The following is a 19,259-nucleotide window of genomic DNA, read 5'->3' on the forward strand; positions in this document are numbered from 1 at the left end:
TATAAAGGACATCCCGCCAGCCCGCAGGCTGACTGATGTCCTTCATCAGAGAGTTATTTATTTTACAAAGACAGGCATTGCTTCCGAAGAGAAGTTGATCGTTTGCAGCATGATCAGTAGCGCACGAATCGTATCCAATGAAGTCATACATACAATGCCGTTTTCTACCGCTTCACGACGGATACGGAATCCATCACGCTGCGGTGTTTTGCCTTTGGTGAGTGTGTTGAAGACAAAGTTTGCTTCGCCGCTGCGGATCATATCCAGAATGTTCGGCGAACCTTCACTTAATTTGTTCACAGTCGTTACTGGAATGTTCGCTGCTTCAAGCGCAGCTGCTGTTCCGCCGGTAGCCATGATTTTGTAACCCAGTCTGTAGAAACCTTCGAGCAAAGGAACCGCTTCGTCTTTGTCTTTGTCTGCTACAGTTACTACGATCGCTCCGGTTGCCGGAATTTTCATTCCTGCGCCGATGAGACCTTTGAACAACGCTTTAGCGTAATTCGGGTCACGACCCATAACCTCACCTGTAGACTTCATCTCAGGTCCGAGGGTTGGTTCTACACGACGCAGCTTCGCGAAGGAGAAGACCGGAACTTTAACAGATACATGATCCGATTCAGGCCACAGTCCATCGACATAACCAAGATCTTTCAGTTTCACACCCAGAATAGCTTGTGTTGCCAAGTTAGCCATCGGAATGTTGGTTACTTTGCTCAGGAATGGTACGGTACGGGATGAACGCGGGTTCACTTCGATAATGTACACTTGACCATCATGGATAACAAACTGGATGTTGACCAAACCTACCGTTTTCAGTTCTTTCGCAATTTTGATTGTAATCTCTACAATTTTCTCTTTCAAATCCTGGGACAGATGTTGAGGAGGATATACCGCGATGGAGTCACCAGAGTGAACCCCTGCACGCTCGATATGTTCCATGATTCCCGGAATCAATACCGTTTCACCATCACAGATGGCGTCAACCTCAACTTCTTTACCCATCATGTAACGGTCGATCAGGACCGGATGCTCCGGATTGATTTTAACCGCCTGTTCCATGTATGTCAGCAATTCAGCATCGGAGTATACAATCTCCATCGCACGACCGCCGAGTACGTAGGAAGGACGAACCAGTACCGGGTAGCCCAGACTTTGAGCTGTTTCTACTGCATCATCAACGGAAATGACCGTTTTACCTTTTGGCTGTGCAATCTCCAGACGGGAGAGCAGACGCTCGAACTTCTTGCGATCCTCCGCCTCATCGATGCTTTCCAGATCCGTTCCAAGAATGGTTACACCTGCATTACGCAGTGGTGCTGCCAGGTTGATGGCCGTTTGACCACCAAATTGTACGATAACTCCTACTGGTTTCTCCTGTTCAATCACGTTCATGACATCTTCGAAGAAGAGCGGTTCAAAGTACAGGCGATCCGATGTATTAAAGTCCGTAGACACCGTCTCCGGGTTATTGTTGATAATGACTGCTTCATAGCCTGCTTTTTGCAATGCCCATACTGCGTGTACAGTAGAGTAGTCGAACTCGATCCCTTGACCGATCCGGATTGGTCCTGAACCTAGTACCACAACTTTTTTCTTGTCAGAAGGGATTACTTCATTTTCTGTCTCGTAAGTGGAGTAGTAATATGGCGTTGTGGCTTCAAACTCAGCCGCACATGTATCTACCATTTTGTACACTGGGCGCAGATTCTCTGCTTCCCGACGAGTTCTAACTTCCGCTTCAGTTGTTAATGTGCCTCCTGGTTGACCTTGCGCACGCAGTTCAGCAATGGCACGGTCTGTGAATCCAAGGCGTTTCGCTTGATACAGAATGTCGGAAGACAATTCGGATTCTTCGCGAATGCGATCTTCGAATGCGATCAGACCTTCGATTTTGTCCAGGAACCACCAGTCAATCTTGGTCAGGTCTTGCAGTTGTTGCAACGTATACCCTCTGCGGAATGCTTCGGCAATCAGGAAGATACGCTCATCATCTGCTTTGATCAGACGTTCGTTCAGGGTAGCTTCGTCCAGCGTTTCGGCATCCTTCAGGTAGAGGCGATGTACGCCAATTTCCAGGGAACGAACCGCTTTGTGGATCGACTCTTCGAATGTCCGGCCAATCGCCATGACTTCGCCTGTTGCTTTCATCTGCGTTCCCAGTTTACGGTTCGCCGAGATGAACTTGTCGAACGGCCAGCGTGGGATTTTGCTCACGATATAATCCAGTGTAGGCTCGAAGCAAGCATACGTTTGGCCTGTTACCGGGTTCACGATTTCATCCAAGGTATAACCCATGGCAATTTTGGCAGCCATTTTTGCAATCGGATAACCCGTTGCTTTGGAAGCCAGAGCTGATGAACGGCTTACCCGTGGATTTACTTCGATAACATAGTATTGGAAGCTGTGTGGGTCCAGTGCAAACTGTACGTTACATCCACCCTCGATGTTCAGGGCACGGATGATTTTCAGGGAAGCTGAACGCAGCATTTGATATTCACGGTCCGACAACGTTTGGCTTGGTGCTACGACGATACTGTCGCCTGTGTGAACACCTACCGGGTCAAAGTTTTCCATGTTGCAGACAACGATACAGTTATCGTTTTTGTCCCGCATAACCTCATACTCGACTTCTTTCATGCCTGCAATGCTCTTCTCGACCAGACATTGCCCGATCGGGCTGTAACGAATTCCCGCTGCCACCGTCTCACGCAGCTCTTCTTCGTTCGCACAGATTCCGCCGCCTGTTCCACCCAGTGTATAGGCTGGACGCACGATGATTGGATAACCAATCTCATTCGCAAATTCAAGTGATTCTTCAAGTGTCGTTACGATGACACTCTCTGGTACAGGTTGTTCCAATTCACGCATCAGGTCACGGAACAGATCGCGATCTTCCGCTTTTTCGATGGATGTCAGTTGCGTTCCGAGCAATTTCACATTTTCACGTTCCAGCACGCCTGCACGAGCCAGTTCTACAGCCATGTTCAGACCTGTTTGACCACCCAGTGTTGGCAACAAGCCATCTGGACGCTCCTGACGAATGATTTGGGTCACAAAATCCAGGGTGATGGGCTCGATGTATACTTTGTCAGCCATGTTTGTATCTGTCATAATGGTCGCCGGGTTGCTGTTGATAAGTACAACTTCCACGCCTTCTTCTTTCAGAGCCTGGCAAGCTTGTGTACCGGCATAGTCGAACTCGGCCGCTTGACCGATGACGATTGGACCGGAACCAATCACCAGGATTTTTTTGAGATCTTTGTTAATCGGCATGTTATTGTGCTCCTTTCACTGCGGCTGCCAATACGGCTTGACGCGGCTTTTGCGGGTTAGTGATCTTGTGCTCACGAATCATCTCGATGAAGCGGTCGAACAGGTAGCTGTTATCGTAAGGACCCGGGGCTGCTTCAGGGTGATATTGAACCGAGAATGCCGGGAATGATTTATGTTTCAGACCTTCAATGGTCTTATCGTTATTGTTGATATGTGTAACTTCCAGATCTGTACTCTTCACAGACTCTTCGTTTACGGTAAAGCCATGGTTCTGGGATGTGATGAAGCAACGTCCGCTCTCCAGTTCTTTCACCGGGTGGTTTCCTCCGCGATGTCCAAACTTAAGCTTTTCGGTGTCTGCTCCTGCTGCAAGTGCGAACAACTGGTGACCCAGGCAGATACCGAAGATCGGGTATTCGCCAAGCAGTTCACTGATCATGTTAACTGCGTGAGGTACGTCTTTCGGGTCCCCAGGGCCGTTGGACAGTTGAATGCCGTCCGGGTTCAGGCGACGAATCTCGTCTGCTGTTACATCGTGTGGAACAACAACAACGTCACAGTTACGTTTGCTGAGTTCGCGCAAGATTCCTGTTTTAGCACCATAATCCACGAGCACAATACGCTCAGCCGTTCCCGGGCTGTTGTAGACATGCTCTGTAGAAGTCATTGGCACTTGGTTACGCAGCTCGGCAATGGTAGTGTCTCCCATCATCTCCAGCAGTTCTTCCACAGGCTTCGATCCTGTTGTGAGAATTCCCTTCATTGTGCCGTGGTGACGAATCCGGCGAGTCAACATGCGTGTATCAATTTCGCTGATTCCTACGATGCCGTATTCCTTGAGCAGATTGTCTACGCTATATTCCGCACGCCAGTTGCTTGGCGTTGGCTCATGACGACGCACAACGAAACCGTGCACGTATGGACGAATCGACTCAAAGTCATCACGCGTAATGCCGTAGTTTCCGATCAGCGGATACGTCATGGTCACGATTTGACCGCAATAGGAAGGATCCGAAAGCACCTCTTGATAGCCTGTAATTCCCGTATTAAAAACGACCTCACCTGTAGTTTCACCTTCAGCACCAAATGCTTTCCCGGTGAACAGTGTGCCGTCTTCCAACAATAATCTTGCCTGTGCCTGCATCCCATTTCACTCCTCTGTGTTTATGAACGTTGAATGCATTGGGTTGAACATGGGGGACGTTACGATTGTGCGGCTCCGCGTACAGAAAACCCTTTGATCGCTGTTATCCCCGGATTACTTTTTATCATTCTTCAAATGATGTAATCCGGTGATAAAGGCGAACGCTTTGCTTCTTCGGGTCTTTTCTGTCCGCTCCGCAGTTACGTTGGTGTCCAAGTTCAAAATCATGACATTCAACTTTGCTTGTTTCGTATGTTAGACTCTCGGCATGATTTGCCTCGAGTTAGTTGAAAAGATGTTACTGTTGTAAAAGTTATAGATAAGTTTTAGAGTTAAAAAGATTTGTTGTTTTAAAAAAGTTAAGGATTACTGTTACTGATTTAAAGAGTTAAAGATATAGAGTTACTAATTTATCAATTTACTAAATTACCGTTTTATTGTTGTACAGTGTTGCTCCATACGCTTTTGCCATCCACCCATGTTTGTGTTGCCCAGCCTTTCAGCTTCCAGCCTGTGAATGGAGTGTTTCTTCCTTTGGTTGCGAACGTTGCAGGATCTACTGCTTTTTCTTCGTTCAGGTCAATCATCGTGATATCGGCTGGTGCTCCCTCTTCCAGTTTGCCTGTATCCAGTCGGAATACACGCGCCGGATCAGCTGTCATACGTTTCACCAGGAACTCCAAACTCCACAGTCCTGTTTCCACAAACTTGGTGTACAGCAGCGGGAAGGCTGTTTCGAATCCTACGATTCCGAAAGGTGCCAGCTCCATGCCTTTGGCTTTCTCTTCTTCACTGTGTGGCGCGTGATCAGTTACGATCATATCCAGTGTGCCGTCTAGCAAACCTTCGATACAAGCCTGCACATCACGTGGTGAGCGCAGCGGCGGGTTCATTTTCCAGTTGGCGTCCATGCCCGGGATATCTTCATCCGACAACACCAGATGGTGTGGACATACCTCAGCAGTTACTTTAATGCCGATGGACTTCGCTAGACGAATCAGACGAACCGATTGCTCTGTACTTACGTGACAGACATGGTAGTGAACTCCTGTTGCTTCTGCGAGCAAGATATCACGGCCAACGTGGATAGCTTCGGATTCATTTGGAATTCCTTTGATGCCGTGGCGCTTAGAAAACTCACCTTCCGTCACATATCCACCAACAACCAGCGAATCATCTTCACAGTGAGCGATCACGGGCATATCCATACTTGCCGCGAGGCTCATGGCATCTTTCATCATTTGAGCGTTTTGTACGCCTACACCGTCATCTGTGAATCCAATAGCGCCTGCTTCTTTCAATGCGGCAAAATCGGTAAGTTCACGACCCAGTTCGTTTTTTGTAATGGCTGCATAAGGCAATACTTTAACCAGATCAGCTTCTTTGGCTTTATCCAATACCAGTTTCACAACTTCCGCTGTATCTGTTACTGGTCTTGTGTTCGGCATGCAAGCGATCGTTGTAAAACCACCTTGTGCTGCTGAACGGGCACCTGTCTCGATCGTCTCTTTGTGTTCGAATCCAGGTTCACGCAGATGTACGTGCATATCGATCAATCCCGGAATGACCAGTTTGCCCGATGCGTCTGTCACACTTTGCGCTGACTTTTCGGCATCCAGTACGGCTTGGTCTTCCAGAGCAGCGATCTTTTTAATTTTACCTTCATCTATAATGATGGTTTTCCGTTCAAGTTCCCCTTTTTGGTTCAAGACGTTCGCGTTTTTTATAATCTGTAGCATAATTGCCCTCCGCTTCGGTTCTGTCCGGCTTACCAGGCAAGCCGAATGATTTTCTTTATCGTGTACTCTCTTATTGCTCTATAAGAACTACCGTACCGTCAGCCTATGACCCACAGCCAGACCCTGTTACAGTTTCATCGCACGTTCCATAACCGCCATGCGGATTGGAACGCCGTTTGCCATCTGCGGGAAGATCCGCGATGCTTCACTTTCCACAACCGCGTCATCTACCTCGACATTGCGATTCACAGGAGCAGGGTGCATGATAATGGTGCTTGGTTTTAGACGTGATGCCCGTTCTTCCGTCAATCCGTAGTGTTCGCGATAATCCTCAGCTGAAGTAATTAAGCCATGTTGATGACGTTCCAGTTGAACACGGAGCATCATGACTACATCTGCATCCAGCGCTTCTTCAAGACCGACATAAGGAGCATGCTCTGCGAGTTCCGGTGCCTGCATCGTTTGTGGTGCACAGAAGCGTACATCTGCACCAAACTTTTGCAGTGCCCACAGGTTGGAACGAGCTACACGGCTATGCAGGATGTCACCAATGATGGAAACACGCAAGCCTTTCAGTTCGCCAAATGCTTTCCTCATCGTGTAGAGGTCCAGCAAGGCCTGTGTGGGATGCTCATTGTTGCCGTCTCCGGCGTTCACGAGTGGTACATTCACTTTCTGAGCCAGTTGTTGCAGAACGCCTGCCGGTTTCAACCGGATCACGCCTGCATCAATGCCCATCGACTCAAGTGTTCGTACCGTATCGTAGATGGACTCTCCTTTTTCCACACTGGATGCGGCTGCCGTAAAGTTCAGCACTTGTGCACCCAGGCGTTTCTCTGCCATTTCGAAGGAGAAACGGGTACGTGTGCTGTTCTCGAAGAACATGTTTGCAACAAAGCGTGATTCCAGTACAGGAACCAACTTCTCTTTCTGCGCTTCCCAGTGAGCCGCTCTGTTCAGAATGGACTCGATTTCTCCTCGACTAAGTTCCTTCAGTCCAAGCAAGCTTCGGTCTCTCAATGCTGTCTGTGTAATCATTATGCTTGCTCCCCCCGGTTCTGAATGATTTTGACTTCGTCCTGTCCGTCCGTTTCCATGAGTGCAACTTCGATCTCCTCTGATTTGGAAGTCGGCACATTCTTGCCGATAAAATCAGGTCGAATCGGAAGTTCCCGGTGTCCGCGGTCTGCGAGTACAGCCAGCTGAATGTTCTGCGGTCTTCCACAGTCCATCAGGGCATCCATCGCTGCGCGAATCGTCCGTCCGGTATAGAGCACATCATCGAACAAAATCACTTTTTTGTTGTGGATCGAAAGTGATTCAGGTGTCATAATCAACATTTCCTTGCGATTTGCTTTATTTTCGTCCAAGCGGTCATCGCGATAAGGAGTCACATCCAGTTCTCCCCAGGGGACTTTGGCGCCCTCGATTTCTTCAATTTTGGCGGCAATCCGTTCTGCGAGGTAAACCCCGCGTGTGCGGATACCGACCAACACACAATCGTCGATTCCTTTGTTTTTCTCCAATATCTCATGGGCAATCCGTGTTAATGCGCGGCGGATCGCCGTCTCATCCATAATGACATGTGTCTCTGTGCTCATGCGTTCAGCCTCCTCAGGATTTCCCTTCAGCATCATGGCCCCGTGACGAGGAGAAAAAAAAAGACTCCTTGCCGTGTTTATTGGCAAGGAGTCTCCGAACTTCAGACCGCTCTGAAGAAAGTTTACTCTCGGGGATGCATCGCTTCATTTGCCGCAGCAAAAAAACGATGTATCGTTCACGTTACCTTGCCAGTCTCACGGGACTGATTTAAAGGTGCTATTCATGTCGTTCATATTGCAGGACCTCACAGGGTTCTGTAATCAATATGTCCGTTTGTCTTCATGAATTATGACAGAAAGACAACCCCCTGTCAACACCTCACCATCGCAGGTGAAAACCCTCTGCTACGTTCTTCTTAGAATCAGCAGTTAGGCTGAAAAACATCCATGCACAATACATCTCATTGGTTATTCATAATTATACAACATTTCTGCATATTTATCCATAGGCAAATGAGAAATTTGATATAACCAAAATAAACCTCTGACTATACTCAAGTAGAGACAAAACACTTCTTTTTAGAACAAACGGTGAGTTTCATTTAAGTAATATATGAAGACTCCGAATTAGTACCGAGTGAAATGGGTACAGTTTATAAACATGAACCCATTCATAGATGCTGCAATAATGCCGATATACATAAGATTCACAAATATGCGACATAGAAATAAGATACGCCCTACATTTATGTACATTTAGGAGGAAGTCATGCGTCACATTTGGTACGTTTACAAAACAGACTGGTTGCATATTCTGAAGGTCCCCACAGGTATATTTCTAATTATGGCTATTATTCTACTACCTGGGGTGTATGACTGGGTCAATGTGAAATCCGTCTGGGACCCATACAGTAACACTCAAGGGATCAAAATTGCAGTGACAACCGAGGACGAGGGTGCGACTGTTGAAGGAACCAATGTTAATATCGGAGACGAACTGGTAACCAGCCTCAAACACAACGAAAAGCTGGGCTGGACTTTTGTAGATCGAGCTGAGTCTAGTCGCGGGGTACAAACAGGAGAATATTATGCAAGCCTGCTCATTCCCGGAGACTTTTCGTCCAAAATTACAGGTATCGTTGACGGAAAGCTGGAACGCCCAGAGGTAATCTATACCGTTAATGAGAAAGTGAATGCCATTGCTCCTAAAATCACAGGCTCCGGTGTATCTGCCATAACAACACAAATCAATGAAAGTTTCACTGAAGCCGTCAGTGAGGCCGTTCTAACCAAGTTGAAGGAAGCCGGGGTTGAAATTAACACCCAGCTTCCAACTTTGCGCAAGATGGAGAATGGCATTTTTACACTGGAGAAAAATCTTCCGGCTATTCGAGCTGCAGGTCAAAAGGTTCTGGAAGTAGAAAAAGCCATGCCCGAGATTGTAAAAGATGCTCAAAAGATCGTTGAAATCGAGAAAAAACTGCCTGAAATCAATGAAGCAGCACAGTATGTGCTCAAGGTGCAGGAGTATTGGCCACAAATTAATGATGCGGCTTCCGAAGTGCTGGCTATTCAAGGGCGGATACCGGATATACAAAAAGCGGTAGAACGCATTCGAGAAGTGGATGAAAACTTTGGCCAGGTAGCAGATGTCATCCAAACGGCGTTGGATAAAACCAACAAAGCTCTGTCTATCGTAACGGCAGCAGAGCAAGATTTGGACAAAGTATCACAAATCGCTGGCAACGGGATTGAGCTTGCTGAGGGATTAAATCAGTTCGTGGATTCCAGTGAAGAAGTGTTTCAGACAATTGGCCCGGCGATCCGCCAAAATCTGCTGCTGGTGCAGCAGATTACTAACGCTGCAGGAGACGTATTTGCACAATTGCAACATTCGGATCTTAGTAACCTTCCTACAGCAGAAGATCTCGACCGGATTGCTTCGCGTTTAGGGATTGCGGTAAAACTCGTGGACAGTATGGCAGAACTACTGGGCAACATCAATAACTTGCTTCCAAGCCAACCACTTGCCGATAAAATTACACAACTGAACTCCATTTCAGATAAACTTCAGTTGCAAATCCGCTTGGCTAGCATCATCAGTGATGCCATGCGTCGTAATACAACTCCACCGACAGACGTCATCGCTCAGTTAAATACTCTCTCAAAGGACATCAGCAGCGGGATTGGCAATATCTTAAACACCTATGAAAGTGAAATATCGCCTGCACTTGCAGCTGGTACGGACAAGCTTAGGTCTATCCTCTCCACTTCAGCAGAAACTCTACAAGGAGCAAAAGATCGTATTCCGGATATTGCGGACATTCTTGCGTCTGCCAAAGAAGGAATTATGTTTGGGCGGACTGAGTTGACAAAAATCCAGAGCGAACTGCCCCAAATACAATCTAAGATCCATGAGATATCAGAGACACTCGCGAACAAAAGTGAAGGTTTTATCCAAGCTCTGAACACAGTGTCTTCATTAATTCGAAACGATCTGCCCAAGCTGGGAAACAAACTGAACGAAGCCGCTGACTTTGTTCGTAATGATCTGCCTAATGCCGAGAAACAGATAGGCAAGGCATCGGATTTTGTCCAGAACCAGCTTCCGGAGGTCGAAAAAGGAGTTCACAGAGTTGCCACGCTGGTACGTGATGATCTGCCAGCATTGGAAAGTGCCATCAGCAAGGCTGCTGACAAACTTCGTGAGGTCGAAGGTAATAACCAGTTTGCCGAAATCGCCAAACTTTTGCGCGGCGATATCGAAGAAGAAAGTGCTTTTCTTGCAAGTCCGGTGCAAATTAAGGAACAACAGCTTTACCCAATTCCGAATTATGGATCGGCTATGTCACCATTTTATGGCGTGCTGTCTCTGTGGGTTGGCTCAACACTGTTGATTTCTCTGCTTCGTGCCGAAGCTGAGAATCCTGGGGGTAAGTTCCGGGGATATGAGTTGTATCTTGGACGTCTCGCTACTTTTCTGACCATTGGGTTACTTCAGGCGATATGTGTCACCCTGGGAGATATCTTAATCCTGGGTACCTATGTTGCAGATAAACTGTGGTTTGTCCTGTTTGCCATGCTGGTGAGTGCCGTATTTGTCACCATAACGTACACCCTGCTGTCCGTATTTGGAAATATCGGAAAAGGGATCGCCATTATCTTCATGGTGTTCCAGTTCTCCAGCTCCGGCGGTACGTTCCCAATCAGCATGACATCTCCCTTTTTCCAGGCATTGAATCCGTTCATGCCCTTCACGTATGCGATCAGTCTGCTGCGTGAGTCGGTCGGCGGCATATTGTGGTCTACTGCCATCAAGGATATTCTGTGGTTGTGTATGTTCATCGCGCTGAGTCTCATTGTTGCTCTCGCTTTGAAACGTCCACTCAGCAGTCTCACCAAACGTTCAGCCGAGAATGCCAAGAAGACCAAAATTATTGCTTAACTCATTTTGCTCAACACTAATTAAGAAAAGGCCATTGGACTTTTAAACTGTACCCTACAAGATAGACACTTTAAAAAAGGTCATCTTGCAGGGTCTTTTTTGTGTACAATTAATAAAAAAACGGAGCGGTGGTCGAAGCAGATGTCTAAAAAGTTATTTACAACTCAAGAGCAAACGCAGTTAAGAACAAATCCCTATGTGAAAAATGTCAGTGCCAAAGCCATTACATATATGGATGCTTTTAAAGAACGATTTATTCAAGAGTATGGTCAAGGTAAACTTCCAAGTGAGATTTTTCAGGAAGCGGGTTTTGATATTGATGCTTTGGGTGCAACCCGGATTCGGAAGGCTTCCAATCGTTGGCTCACGGCTTTTCAAGAACAAGGGCCGACTGGATTAACAGACGCTAGAACACACGCCTCAGGCCGTCCTCTGACCCGTGAATTAAGTCTCGAAGAAAAATACACCCGTTTGGAAGCAAAAATGAAATGGCTTGAGGCGGAGAATGAATTCTTAAAAAAGCTCGATCAACTCGAAAGGCAGATGAAAAAAAAGAAATCAAACTATGTACGTCACAAAAGTTCGAACTGATCCAACAGATGATGAAGACATACCCTTTCCAAAGAAAGGTGCATGTTCTTTGTGAAATCGCAGGGGTCTCACGTTCCGGCTATTACCGATATCGTAGTGAAAATGCTCAATTACATCGTCAAAAACAGGAACAAAACGATGAAAAAGTCAAAGCGATTCTTCTGAAAGCCTACCGTTACCGGGGAAGAAGGAAGGGGGCTCGTCAAATCAAAATGACGCTAGAGCATCAATATGGAGTCACATACAACCTCAAGCGCATCCGTCGAGTCATGCAAAAGTACAACATCGTTTGTCCAATTCGAAAAGCAAATCCCGCGCGTCGTTTGGCTAAAGCGACCCAAGAACATCGAACCTGTCCCAACATATTAAAGCGAGCTTTTAAGCAAGGGATCGCCGGTAAAGTTCTCTTAACCGACATCACGTATTTAACCTATGGGAAAAACAAGCGTGCCTATTTATCAACGATAAAAGACGCCGAAACGAATGAGATTTTGGCCTATGAAGTCTCTGCTTCACTTGGTTTGGACATTGCAATCGACACGTTGAAACAACTCAAGAAACATCGCCATCTCACCCCGGATGCCTTGATTCATTCGGATCAAGGATTTCACTACACCAATCCGAAGTTCCAAAAGCTTGTGAAGAAAATGGGGCTGAATCAATCCATGTCCCGTAGAGGAAATTGTTGGGATAACGCTCCACAAGAGTCATTCTTTGGGCATTTCAAAGATGAAACGAATTTCAAAACGTGCATGACCTTGGCAGAAGTTAGGAAAGAAGTGAAGAGCTACATGATCTATTACAATCATTATCGAGGTCAATGGAACTTAAACAAACTGCCGCCTGTACGATACAGACAGCAGCTTGAAGTCGCCTAACCTTTTTTAAATTGTCCTTTACAAGGGGTACAGTTTATTTACATCCAATGGCCTTTTCTCGTTTCATTATATGAATCGATACATTTACTATTTGACTATTTCACTGAGCGTTCCTGTTCCAACTGATTATAGGATTGTTTGATTGTTGTTAATGTTTCTACATGGCGATAGATGTTGTTACTTACCGTAACGATGACACATAACATGATCAAGCCTATAACCAATTTTTTCCTCAATCCCGGACGAAGGCTGATGACGAAACCTCCACCCAACAGGAAAAACGCAAACAGATAATGCCCCGCATACAGGTACATATCATATTGAAATACAGCCAGACCAAAGCCCACGACGACATGAAGAAAAAAGGCAAACAGAATATATGGCACCAGGGTCCACACTTCACGTTCACGAATACCCTTAATGAAGCCCATGAATGCCAGTAGTAAAACAAAGATACCTGTCATCTGCACATAGATTGGATTGGAACGTGATAGATCCGTAACAAAGGCCGCCATGCCCGGGTCCAGTAAATGCATCTTCGGTGTCAGCATCGGATTAATGGTTAACATGTTCAATGCTTTCCAATGAACAGCGAACTGGAATGGTGTTGCATAGCTTGTTCCACCATTTTGAATGCCCAACAGCCAGTTACTAACCCAGCTGCGACCTCCAAAGGCAACATACTGAATGCCAGTTAATACGACGATGACCAGAACCGCCAGTGCCATGATGCCGATGTATTTTTTCAAATTCGCCTTATTGCGCCATGCATGCATATTGAAGAATGTGGCAGCAGCAAATGGTACGATATTGGTCGAGGTTAGTCCAAAGTTAATCGATGCAAGCAATGCGTTGGGTACATAACGTACGTCCTGACGCTCACGAGTATATTGCATGTAAACTACAGAGAGAAAGATAACGAACTGTACATACGGATACGAGTCCGGAATCAACGCAGTATACATCAGGTAGGAACTGAAACCAAACAGTAAGGCGAACAGCAACGGTACGATGGTCTGTTTATCTTCTTTTTGACTCAGGAACAGATACGCCAGCACCACCGAACCCGCATTCACCAGCGATTGCAGGATTAGAAAGAACCAGTTGCCTCCCAGAAGCTTCGCTACAGCCGCAAGGGTGACTGCGAGAAAGGAGATCAGCGGATGGATCACGGAAGAACTGTTGTCCCCATAATACATTGAAGGATCAAAGTTGAATAAATTGATTGGAAACAGCGTTGTATTAAATGGGCTATAGGCCCCAAGCATCTCTGCATTATTTTCAATGTACAGAACATACGAGCCGTTCATTAAACCATAGAACAGAGCAAATCCTGCAAACAGGTAAAAGGCTGTCCAGTTGGCTCTGCGATTATAAAATAAGTAATCTAAAAAGTTCATGCTTTCTTTTCACATCCTGATTAATTAAGTTCTAAAATACCAGTAATAGTAAGCCACCCATAATACATGCCACACCGATCCAGCGTAAAGGGCCCACTGTCTCTTTAAATACCAGTCGCGCTATGATAAGAGTCCACACATATGTTAATGCGTTCGCAGGCAACACTACAGTTAATGGAAGAAACTTCAGCAATACAATATTCAGCAACGCACCCGTTCCGTAGAATCCAAGTCCCATGGATACATGCAGACGATTGCGACTGGAAGCATAAGCTTTCAGTCCGGCCCCGCCCAGTGCACCACACAACGTCATGACAATTAATACGGCAACCATCCAGCTATCGATCAACACTGGTTAATGTCACCCCGATTCCAAGCAACACAACTGCTGCCAGCTTTTGCACCGTAATTTCTTCCCCAAGCAAAAAATACCCATAGATTAAGGCAAATACGTAGCTGGCACACATCAGAGGATAAGCAACAGAGAGTTTTTCCAGAGCAAAAGCTTTGATCATCAAAATCGCTCCAAGTCCATAACACAGAAAACCAACACCCAGGTAGATCCACTCGGTTAGTCCCCATTTCCAGAACAATTGACCCGTTGCTGTCAGAAAAGCGGAAACGAGCATCAACCATTTACCAGTATGACGCGATTTTATTTCCCCCACGTTAATGCCTCCATGTCTGGTACACGCTTGTTAATAAAGTATCGTTGACTTACAAGCTGCATGACTGGAAGGTCGGATAAAGAATCCGAGTAGGAACATGACTGGTCATAATCAATGACCATATTCTTCTCACTCAGATAAGCCTGAATTCGGCGTACTTTCTCTTCCCCTTTGCAATTGCTGCCATCAACTCTGCATGTGTAACCATTCGCATGGCGGACAAGTTCAGTTCCAATTACGTGATCCACCCAGGGAAAATTATTAAAGTATTTCATATAGGCATGAGGAGATGCAGTTACCAGCAAGACATGATAACCTGCTTCTTTGCGATGTTGCATCTCTACACTGGCCTCGGCAAAAATGGACGTACGCAAACGAGTATCAAAGAAATGTTCGAGATCTTTTTCAGACATACGCTCAATTTCTTGAAAGTAGGATCGTTTGACTTGTTCAACCGTCATGAAGCCTGCCTTGAATAACACGGTATGTAATGCAATAACAGGTAATCTCCATACCTGCCACGGGTAACGGCGAACTCCGTAATGCACAAATTGAAACATGGAATCACTGCGTATGATCGTTTTATCAATATCAAAAATGGCAACTTTCGTGCTTTTCACCCTGATCCCCCTCAGCTTTTATTCAAAGATTGCAAAGATTGTAATAACACTTATCACATACAACGTAACCGTAATTAATATGGGCTTGTCCTCAAACAGCACACGATCGGGCGAACCTCCCTGGTCCTTCATGTGGATCAGATACAGGTAACGGAACATGCCGTAAATAACCAATGGAATCGTCCACATGAGATGAATGGTTCGATCTGAAGTGAATGTGAACAGGGAATAACTGATAATCGTAGCTGTCGTCACAATCGTATTGAATTGATCCAGTAACGTAATGGAGTAGTTATCCAAAACCTTACGATGTGATCCCGTATTTCCCTCAAGCAACGTAAGTTCATTTCTGCGTTTGCCAATAGCCAAAAACAACGACAACAGCATTGTACAGATCAAAAACCACGGCGTAAATGGCACATGGATCAGCACACCACCTGCAATGGCACGAAGTACAAAACCGGCTGCAATGGTCATCATATCCAGGATAACGAGATGTTTCAGCACAAATGAATATGATACATTCAACAGGAAATAGACGATACATAACACCCCGAATAGAGGGTTCATCATGAAGGCCGTTCCTACGGAAAGGATTAATAGAATAATGCCAAACAACAAAGCATGACTCGGATTCACCTGCCCAGAAGCCATAGGACGATACTTTTTCACCGGATGCTGTCGATCCCTGTCCCGATCTACAAAGTCATTCAAAATATAAACACAGCCTGCAACAAGGCTAAATAGAATAAAACCAAGCAACGTCGCAAGAATGGTTTCAGTCCGAATCTCCTCAAAAGAGAATAGTAACGCAGCAAATAACAGCAGATTTTTAGTCCACTGTTTGGGTCTTAACAATCTGATTAATCCTGACACTGTACTGCCTGTTCCTGTAGCCGGTGAGGACACCGTACTTGTTCGTGATGATAACAATTGTAATAACTCCCTTCAACAACAACTTCTGTATATAACAAATAACGTAAAGATCTAATCATATGTTGCTTGTATAATTTTGTAAAGGGAGTAAATGAAAAAATTATAATATGGGCATAAAAAAAGAGACCGTTTCCGGTCTCTTCGTTAGTACATGATTGAACTATTGGGTAATGCGATTAAAATTCAAATTGTACGTCGCTCAGACGACGTTTGATCTCAGCAATAACACGTTTCTCTTCCTCTTCACCCTTCGCTTCAAAGGTTACAGAGAAACGAACAAAGTTACCCGCATCATCCCAAGGTACGGATGAGATCAGTTTCTCACGAATCAGGAATTGGGAGAAATCTTCGCCGGATTCGAAGCGACGTCCGCCAACCACCCCTTTTGGTGCTTCAACATACAGGAAGAATGAACCTTTAGGTTTTTCAGCCTGGAAGCCCAAATCGTTCAATGCGGCAACGAGCATGTCATGACGGCGAGAATATTTCTCTGCAATTTTTTCCGTAATTTCAGGGTGATTCAATCCATACGCAGCAGCCTTTTGAATCGCGATGAACTGACCGGAGTCATTGTTGTCCTTCACGTCACTGAATGCTTTGACTACAAGCGGGTTACCCGCTACAAATCCGATTCTCCAACCTGTCATGTTGTAGGACTTGGACAGAGAGTGCAGCTCTACGCCGACATCCTTCGCACCAGGTACCGAGAGAAAGCTGAACGGTTTTTTGCCATCATACGTCAATGCTGCGTATGGAGCATCATGTACAACCACAACATTGTATTTCTTAGCCCATTCAACGACTTCAGTGAAGAACTCCACCGTCGCGCTTGCGCCTGTTGGGTTGTTCGGATAGTTCAGGTAGAGCAACTTCGCACGTTTTGCGATGTCTTCCGGAATAGCCGTCAGATCAGGCAAGAAGTTGTTCTCTTTCGTCAATTGGATGTTGAACACTTCTCCACCCAGATACTTCGTATGTGTACCCATAACCGGGTAACCTGGAACGGTCATGATCGTCACATCACCGGGATTGATGAAGCATGAAGGCATCATCGCCAAAGCCGGTTTTGAACCAATGGAGTGTACAATCTCAGTATCTGCATCGATACCTTCTACGTTGAATACGTTTTTCAGGTAGGAAGCAGCAGCAGCTTTGAATTCAGGAATACCATTGTCGGCATAACCACGGTTCTCAGGTCTGGAAGCTTCTTCTGCAAGTGCAGCTACAATGCCTGCATCAGCCATTTCGTCCGGTTCACCTACACCAAGGTCAATCAGTTCCACATCGGGAAAATCTTTTTTGGCCGAAGCTTTGGCACGTTTGATTTTCTCGAATTTATAAATGTTCGTGTCTTTACCATAGTTGGAGCCACCGATACGGTCGGCAAAATTAGTCTGAATGTAAGTTTCTTGGTATTTATCGATACTCATAACGTTGTTCATCTCCTCATTTGACGCAAATTTCTACACTTTAATATGAAGCATTTGCGTGATCAAAGCCATGGACAAAGTATCCGAACATTTGTACTTTCTTGGAACTGTTAACGACTGCGTAGCGAGGCGAGCACGTCTTCCATATCTTGCGGAATCGGAGCTGAAAATTCAAGGTATTCTCCCGTTGTTGGATGCACAAATCCAAGAATGGCCGCATGAAGAGCCTGTCCTTGCATTTTGATGCCTTTATTCCGTCCATAAGTTGGATCTCCTACAAGCGGGTGACCAATAAATTTCATGTGAACCCGAATCTGGTGAGTACGTCCTGTCTCCAGTTTCAATTCCAGCAAGGTGTAATCATTAATCCGCTCTGTAACGGTAAAATGCGTAACGGCATGTTTACTGTTACGTTCTGTGACCGTATACATTTTGCGGTCATTGGTATCGCGTCCAATCGGTGCATCAATGGTCCCTTGATCATGGTTAAGATGACCATGAACAAGCGCAATATACCGTCTATTCACCGTATGTTCCTTCAACTGAGCAGCCAGTGATGCATGCGCACGATCGTTCTTGGCAGCCATAATCAGGCCAGATGTATCCTTATCGATACGATGCACAATACCAGGACGCAACTCCCCATTAATACCCGAGAGGTCTTTGCAGTGATGCATAAGTGCATTAACGAGGGTACCCGACGTGTGTCCTGGTGCCGGATGCACCACAAGACCACGCTGTTTGTTGATCACAATCAGGTCGCTGTCCTCATATACCACTTCCAGCGGAATATCTTCGGCAACGATCTCCACAGCAGCTGGTTCTGGAATCTGTAACTCAACCAGATCTCCTTCGGATAACTTGGCATTGGCTTTGACTACAGCACCATTTACCGTGACCATTCCGTCTCCGATCCACAATTGAACTTGGGAGCGAGATACGTTATCGACGGCTTCCGTAATATATTTGTCAATTCGTTCTTTTTTATGTTCAGCGGCAACGGTCCATTCCATACGTTCATTGCCATTCATTAGTTCTTCGTCGTTAATCTGTTCCTTATTCGGATTACTCATGATGTTCATTCCCTTCAATCTTCGCGGCTGCTTTTTCGCGCCGTCCTTCAAGCAATGTCTCCACTATGATCAACCCTACACCGATGCAGATTGCCGAATCGGCGATGTTAAAAATGGGAAACGTATAACTTCCAAAATTAAGTTGTACAAAATCTACAACTTCTCCGGTCAATGCCCGGTCAAGGAAGTTGCCAATTGCTCCACCAAGCACCAAACTAAGCGCCACAGGCAGCAATTTGTGCGGGGTATCTTTTACCTTTTGCAAATACCAAATCAAGGCAACGACCACAATCAACGTAACCACGATAAAGAACCAACGCTGGTCTTGCAGAATGCCAAATGCTGCACCTGAATTACGATGTGATGTGATGACAAAGAAATTGCCAATGACCGGAATTTCTTCTCTGAGTTCCATCCGGGTTGCAATCAGATACTTGGTTCCCTGATCCAATAAAAATACGATAAAAGCGAGGATATAATACACCACGTTTGTTTGTCACTCCGTTCTTGTCTTTTCC

At 45.8% G+C, this 19,259-nt stretch carries 15 protein-coding genes; 2 read left to right on the forward strand and 13 right to left on the reverse strand.

Annotation, left to right across the window (positions count from 1 at the left end; genetic code table 11):
• Positions 1 to 57 precede the first annotated feature (57 nt).
• The 5 genes from carB to pyrR all read right to left on the reverse strand — a co-directional run bounded on the left by carB (position 58) and on the right by pyrR (position 7,760).
• Positions 58 to 3,276, reverse strand: a complete 3,219-nt coding sequence (carB, locus tag MHB43_RS22410; protein ID WP_047843734.1) for a carbamoyl-phosphate synthase large subunit — start codon at positions 3,274 to 3,276, stop codon at positions 58 to 60.
• Position 3,277: 1 nt separating this feature from the next.
• On the reverse strand, positions 3,278 to 4,420 hold the full coding sequence (gene carA, locus MHB43_RS22415; protein WP_047843735.1) for a glutamine-hydrolyzing carbamoyl-phosphate synthase small subunit: 1,143 nt from the start codon (positions 4,418 to 4,420) through the stop codon (positions 3,278 to 3,280).
• A gap of 434 nt (positions 4,421 to 4,854) precedes the next feature.
• A complete protein-coding gene (locus tag MHB43_RS22420; RefSeq protein WP_405118015.1) occupies positions 4,855 to 6,159 on the reverse strand; it encodes a dihydroorotase in 1,305 nt (434 codons plus the stop codon).
• A gap of 126 nt (positions 6,160 to 6,285) precedes the next feature.
• Positions 6,286 to 7,197, reverse strand: coding sequence for an aspartate carbamoyltransferase catalytic subunit (locus tag MHB43_RS22425; RefSeq protein WP_036674848.1), 912 nt, complete (start codon positions 7,195 to 7,197; stop codon positions 6,286 to 6,288).
• Positions 7,197 to 7,760, reverse strand: coding sequence for a bifunctional pyr operon transcriptional regulator/uracil phosphoribosyltransferase PyrR (gene pyrR / locus MHB43_RS22430; RefSeq protein ID WP_405118016.1), 564 nt, complete (start codon positions 7,758 to 7,760; stop codon positions 7,197 to 7,199). Before pyrR ends, MHB43_RS22425 begins: the two co-directional genes overlap by 1 nt.
• Positions 7,761 to 8,469: 709 nt before the next feature.
• Between pyrR and MHB43_RS22435 the strand changes: the two genes are divergently transcribed.
• Together MHB43_RS22435 and MHB43_RS22440 are read left to right on the forward strand one after the other, a co-directional pair.
• On the forward strand, positions 8,470 to 11,145 hold the full coding sequence (locus MHB43_RS22435) for a YhgE/Pip family protein (protein WP_405118017.1): 2,676 nt from the start codon (positions 8,470 to 8,472) through the stop codon (positions 11,143 to 11,145).
• A gap of 141 nt (positions 11,146 to 11,286) precedes the next feature.
• A protein-coding gene (locus MHB43_RS22440) for an IS3 family transposase (RefSeq protein ID WP_405118018.1) occupies positions 11,287 to 12,614 on the forward strand; the annotation gives its coding sequence in 2 pieces (ribosomal slippage) (positions 11,287 to 11,656 and positions 11,656 to 12,614; 1,329 coding nt in all).
• 95 nt (positions 12,615 to 12,709) lie between these two features.
• Here MHB43_RS22440 and MHB43_RS22445 read toward each other — a convergent pair.
• The 8 genes from MHB43_RS22445 to lspA form a co-directional block, all read right to left on the reverse strand.
• A complete protein-coding gene (locus tag MHB43_RS22445) occupies positions 12,710 to 14,014 on the reverse strand; it encodes a DUF6080 domain-containing protein (RefSeq protein WP_339177947.1) in 1,305 nt (434 codons plus the stop codon).
• 31 nt (positions 14,015 to 14,045) lie between these two features.
• Positions 14,046 to 14,366: an EamA family transporter gene (locus MHB43_RS22450; RefSeq protein ID WP_339177950.1), complete on the reverse strand. Its 321-nt coding sequence runs from the start codon at positions 14,364 to 14,366 to the stop codon at positions 14,046 to 14,048.
• Positions 14,353 to 14,643, reverse strand: a complete 291-nt coding sequence (locus tag MHB43_RS22455) for an EamA family transporter (RefSeq protein WP_197997836.1) — start codon at positions 14,641 to 14,643, stop codon at positions 14,353 to 14,355. The genes MHB43_RS22450 and MHB43_RS22455 overlap by 14 nt, the downstream gene beginning before the upstream one ends.
• A 26-nt stretch (positions 14,644 to 14,669) precedes the next feature.
• Entirely contained in the window at positions 14,670 to 15,302 is a 633-nt protein-coding gene (locus MHB43_RS22460; protein ID WP_339177952.1) for an HAD family hydrolase, read from the reverse strand.
• Positions 15,303 to 15,320: 18 nt separating this feature from the next.
• The gene (locus MHB43_RS22465; protein WP_405132460.1) at positions 15,321 to 16,211 is read right to left on the reverse strand and encodes a decaprenyl-phosphate phosphoribosyltransferase; all 891 of its coding nucleotides are present in this window, start codon (positions 16,209 to 16,211) and stop codon (positions 15,321 to 15,323) included.
• Positions 16,212 to 16,414: 203 nt separating this feature from the next.
• Positions 16,415 to 17,668: an LL-diaminopimelate aminotransferase gene (locus MHB43_RS22470; protein ID WP_076250778.1), complete on the reverse strand. Its 1,254-nt coding sequence runs from the start codon at positions 17,666 to 17,668 to the stop codon at positions 16,415 to 16,417.
• Between the two features lie 110 nt (positions 17,669 to 17,778).
• The gene (locus MHB43_RS22475) at positions 17,779 to 18,741 is read right to left on the reverse strand and encodes an RluA family pseudouridine synthase (RefSeq protein ID WP_370739101.1); all 963 of its coding nucleotides are present in this window, start codon (positions 18,739 to 18,741) and stop codon (positions 17,779 to 17,781) included.
• A complete protein-coding gene (gene lspA, locus MHB43_RS22480; RefSeq protein ID WP_017687321.1) occupies positions 18,734 to 19,228 on the reverse strand; it encodes a signal peptidase II in 495 nt (164 codons plus the stop codon). Before lspA ends, MHB43_RS22475 begins: the two co-directional genes overlap by 8 nt.
• Positions 19,229 to 19,259 lie beyond the last annotated feature (31 nt).

Origin of the sequence: Paenibacillus sp. FSL H8-0317 (assembly GCF_045040685.1) — a bacterium.
GTDB lineage: Bacteria > Bacillota > Bacilli > Paenibacillales > Paenibacillaceae > Paenibacillus.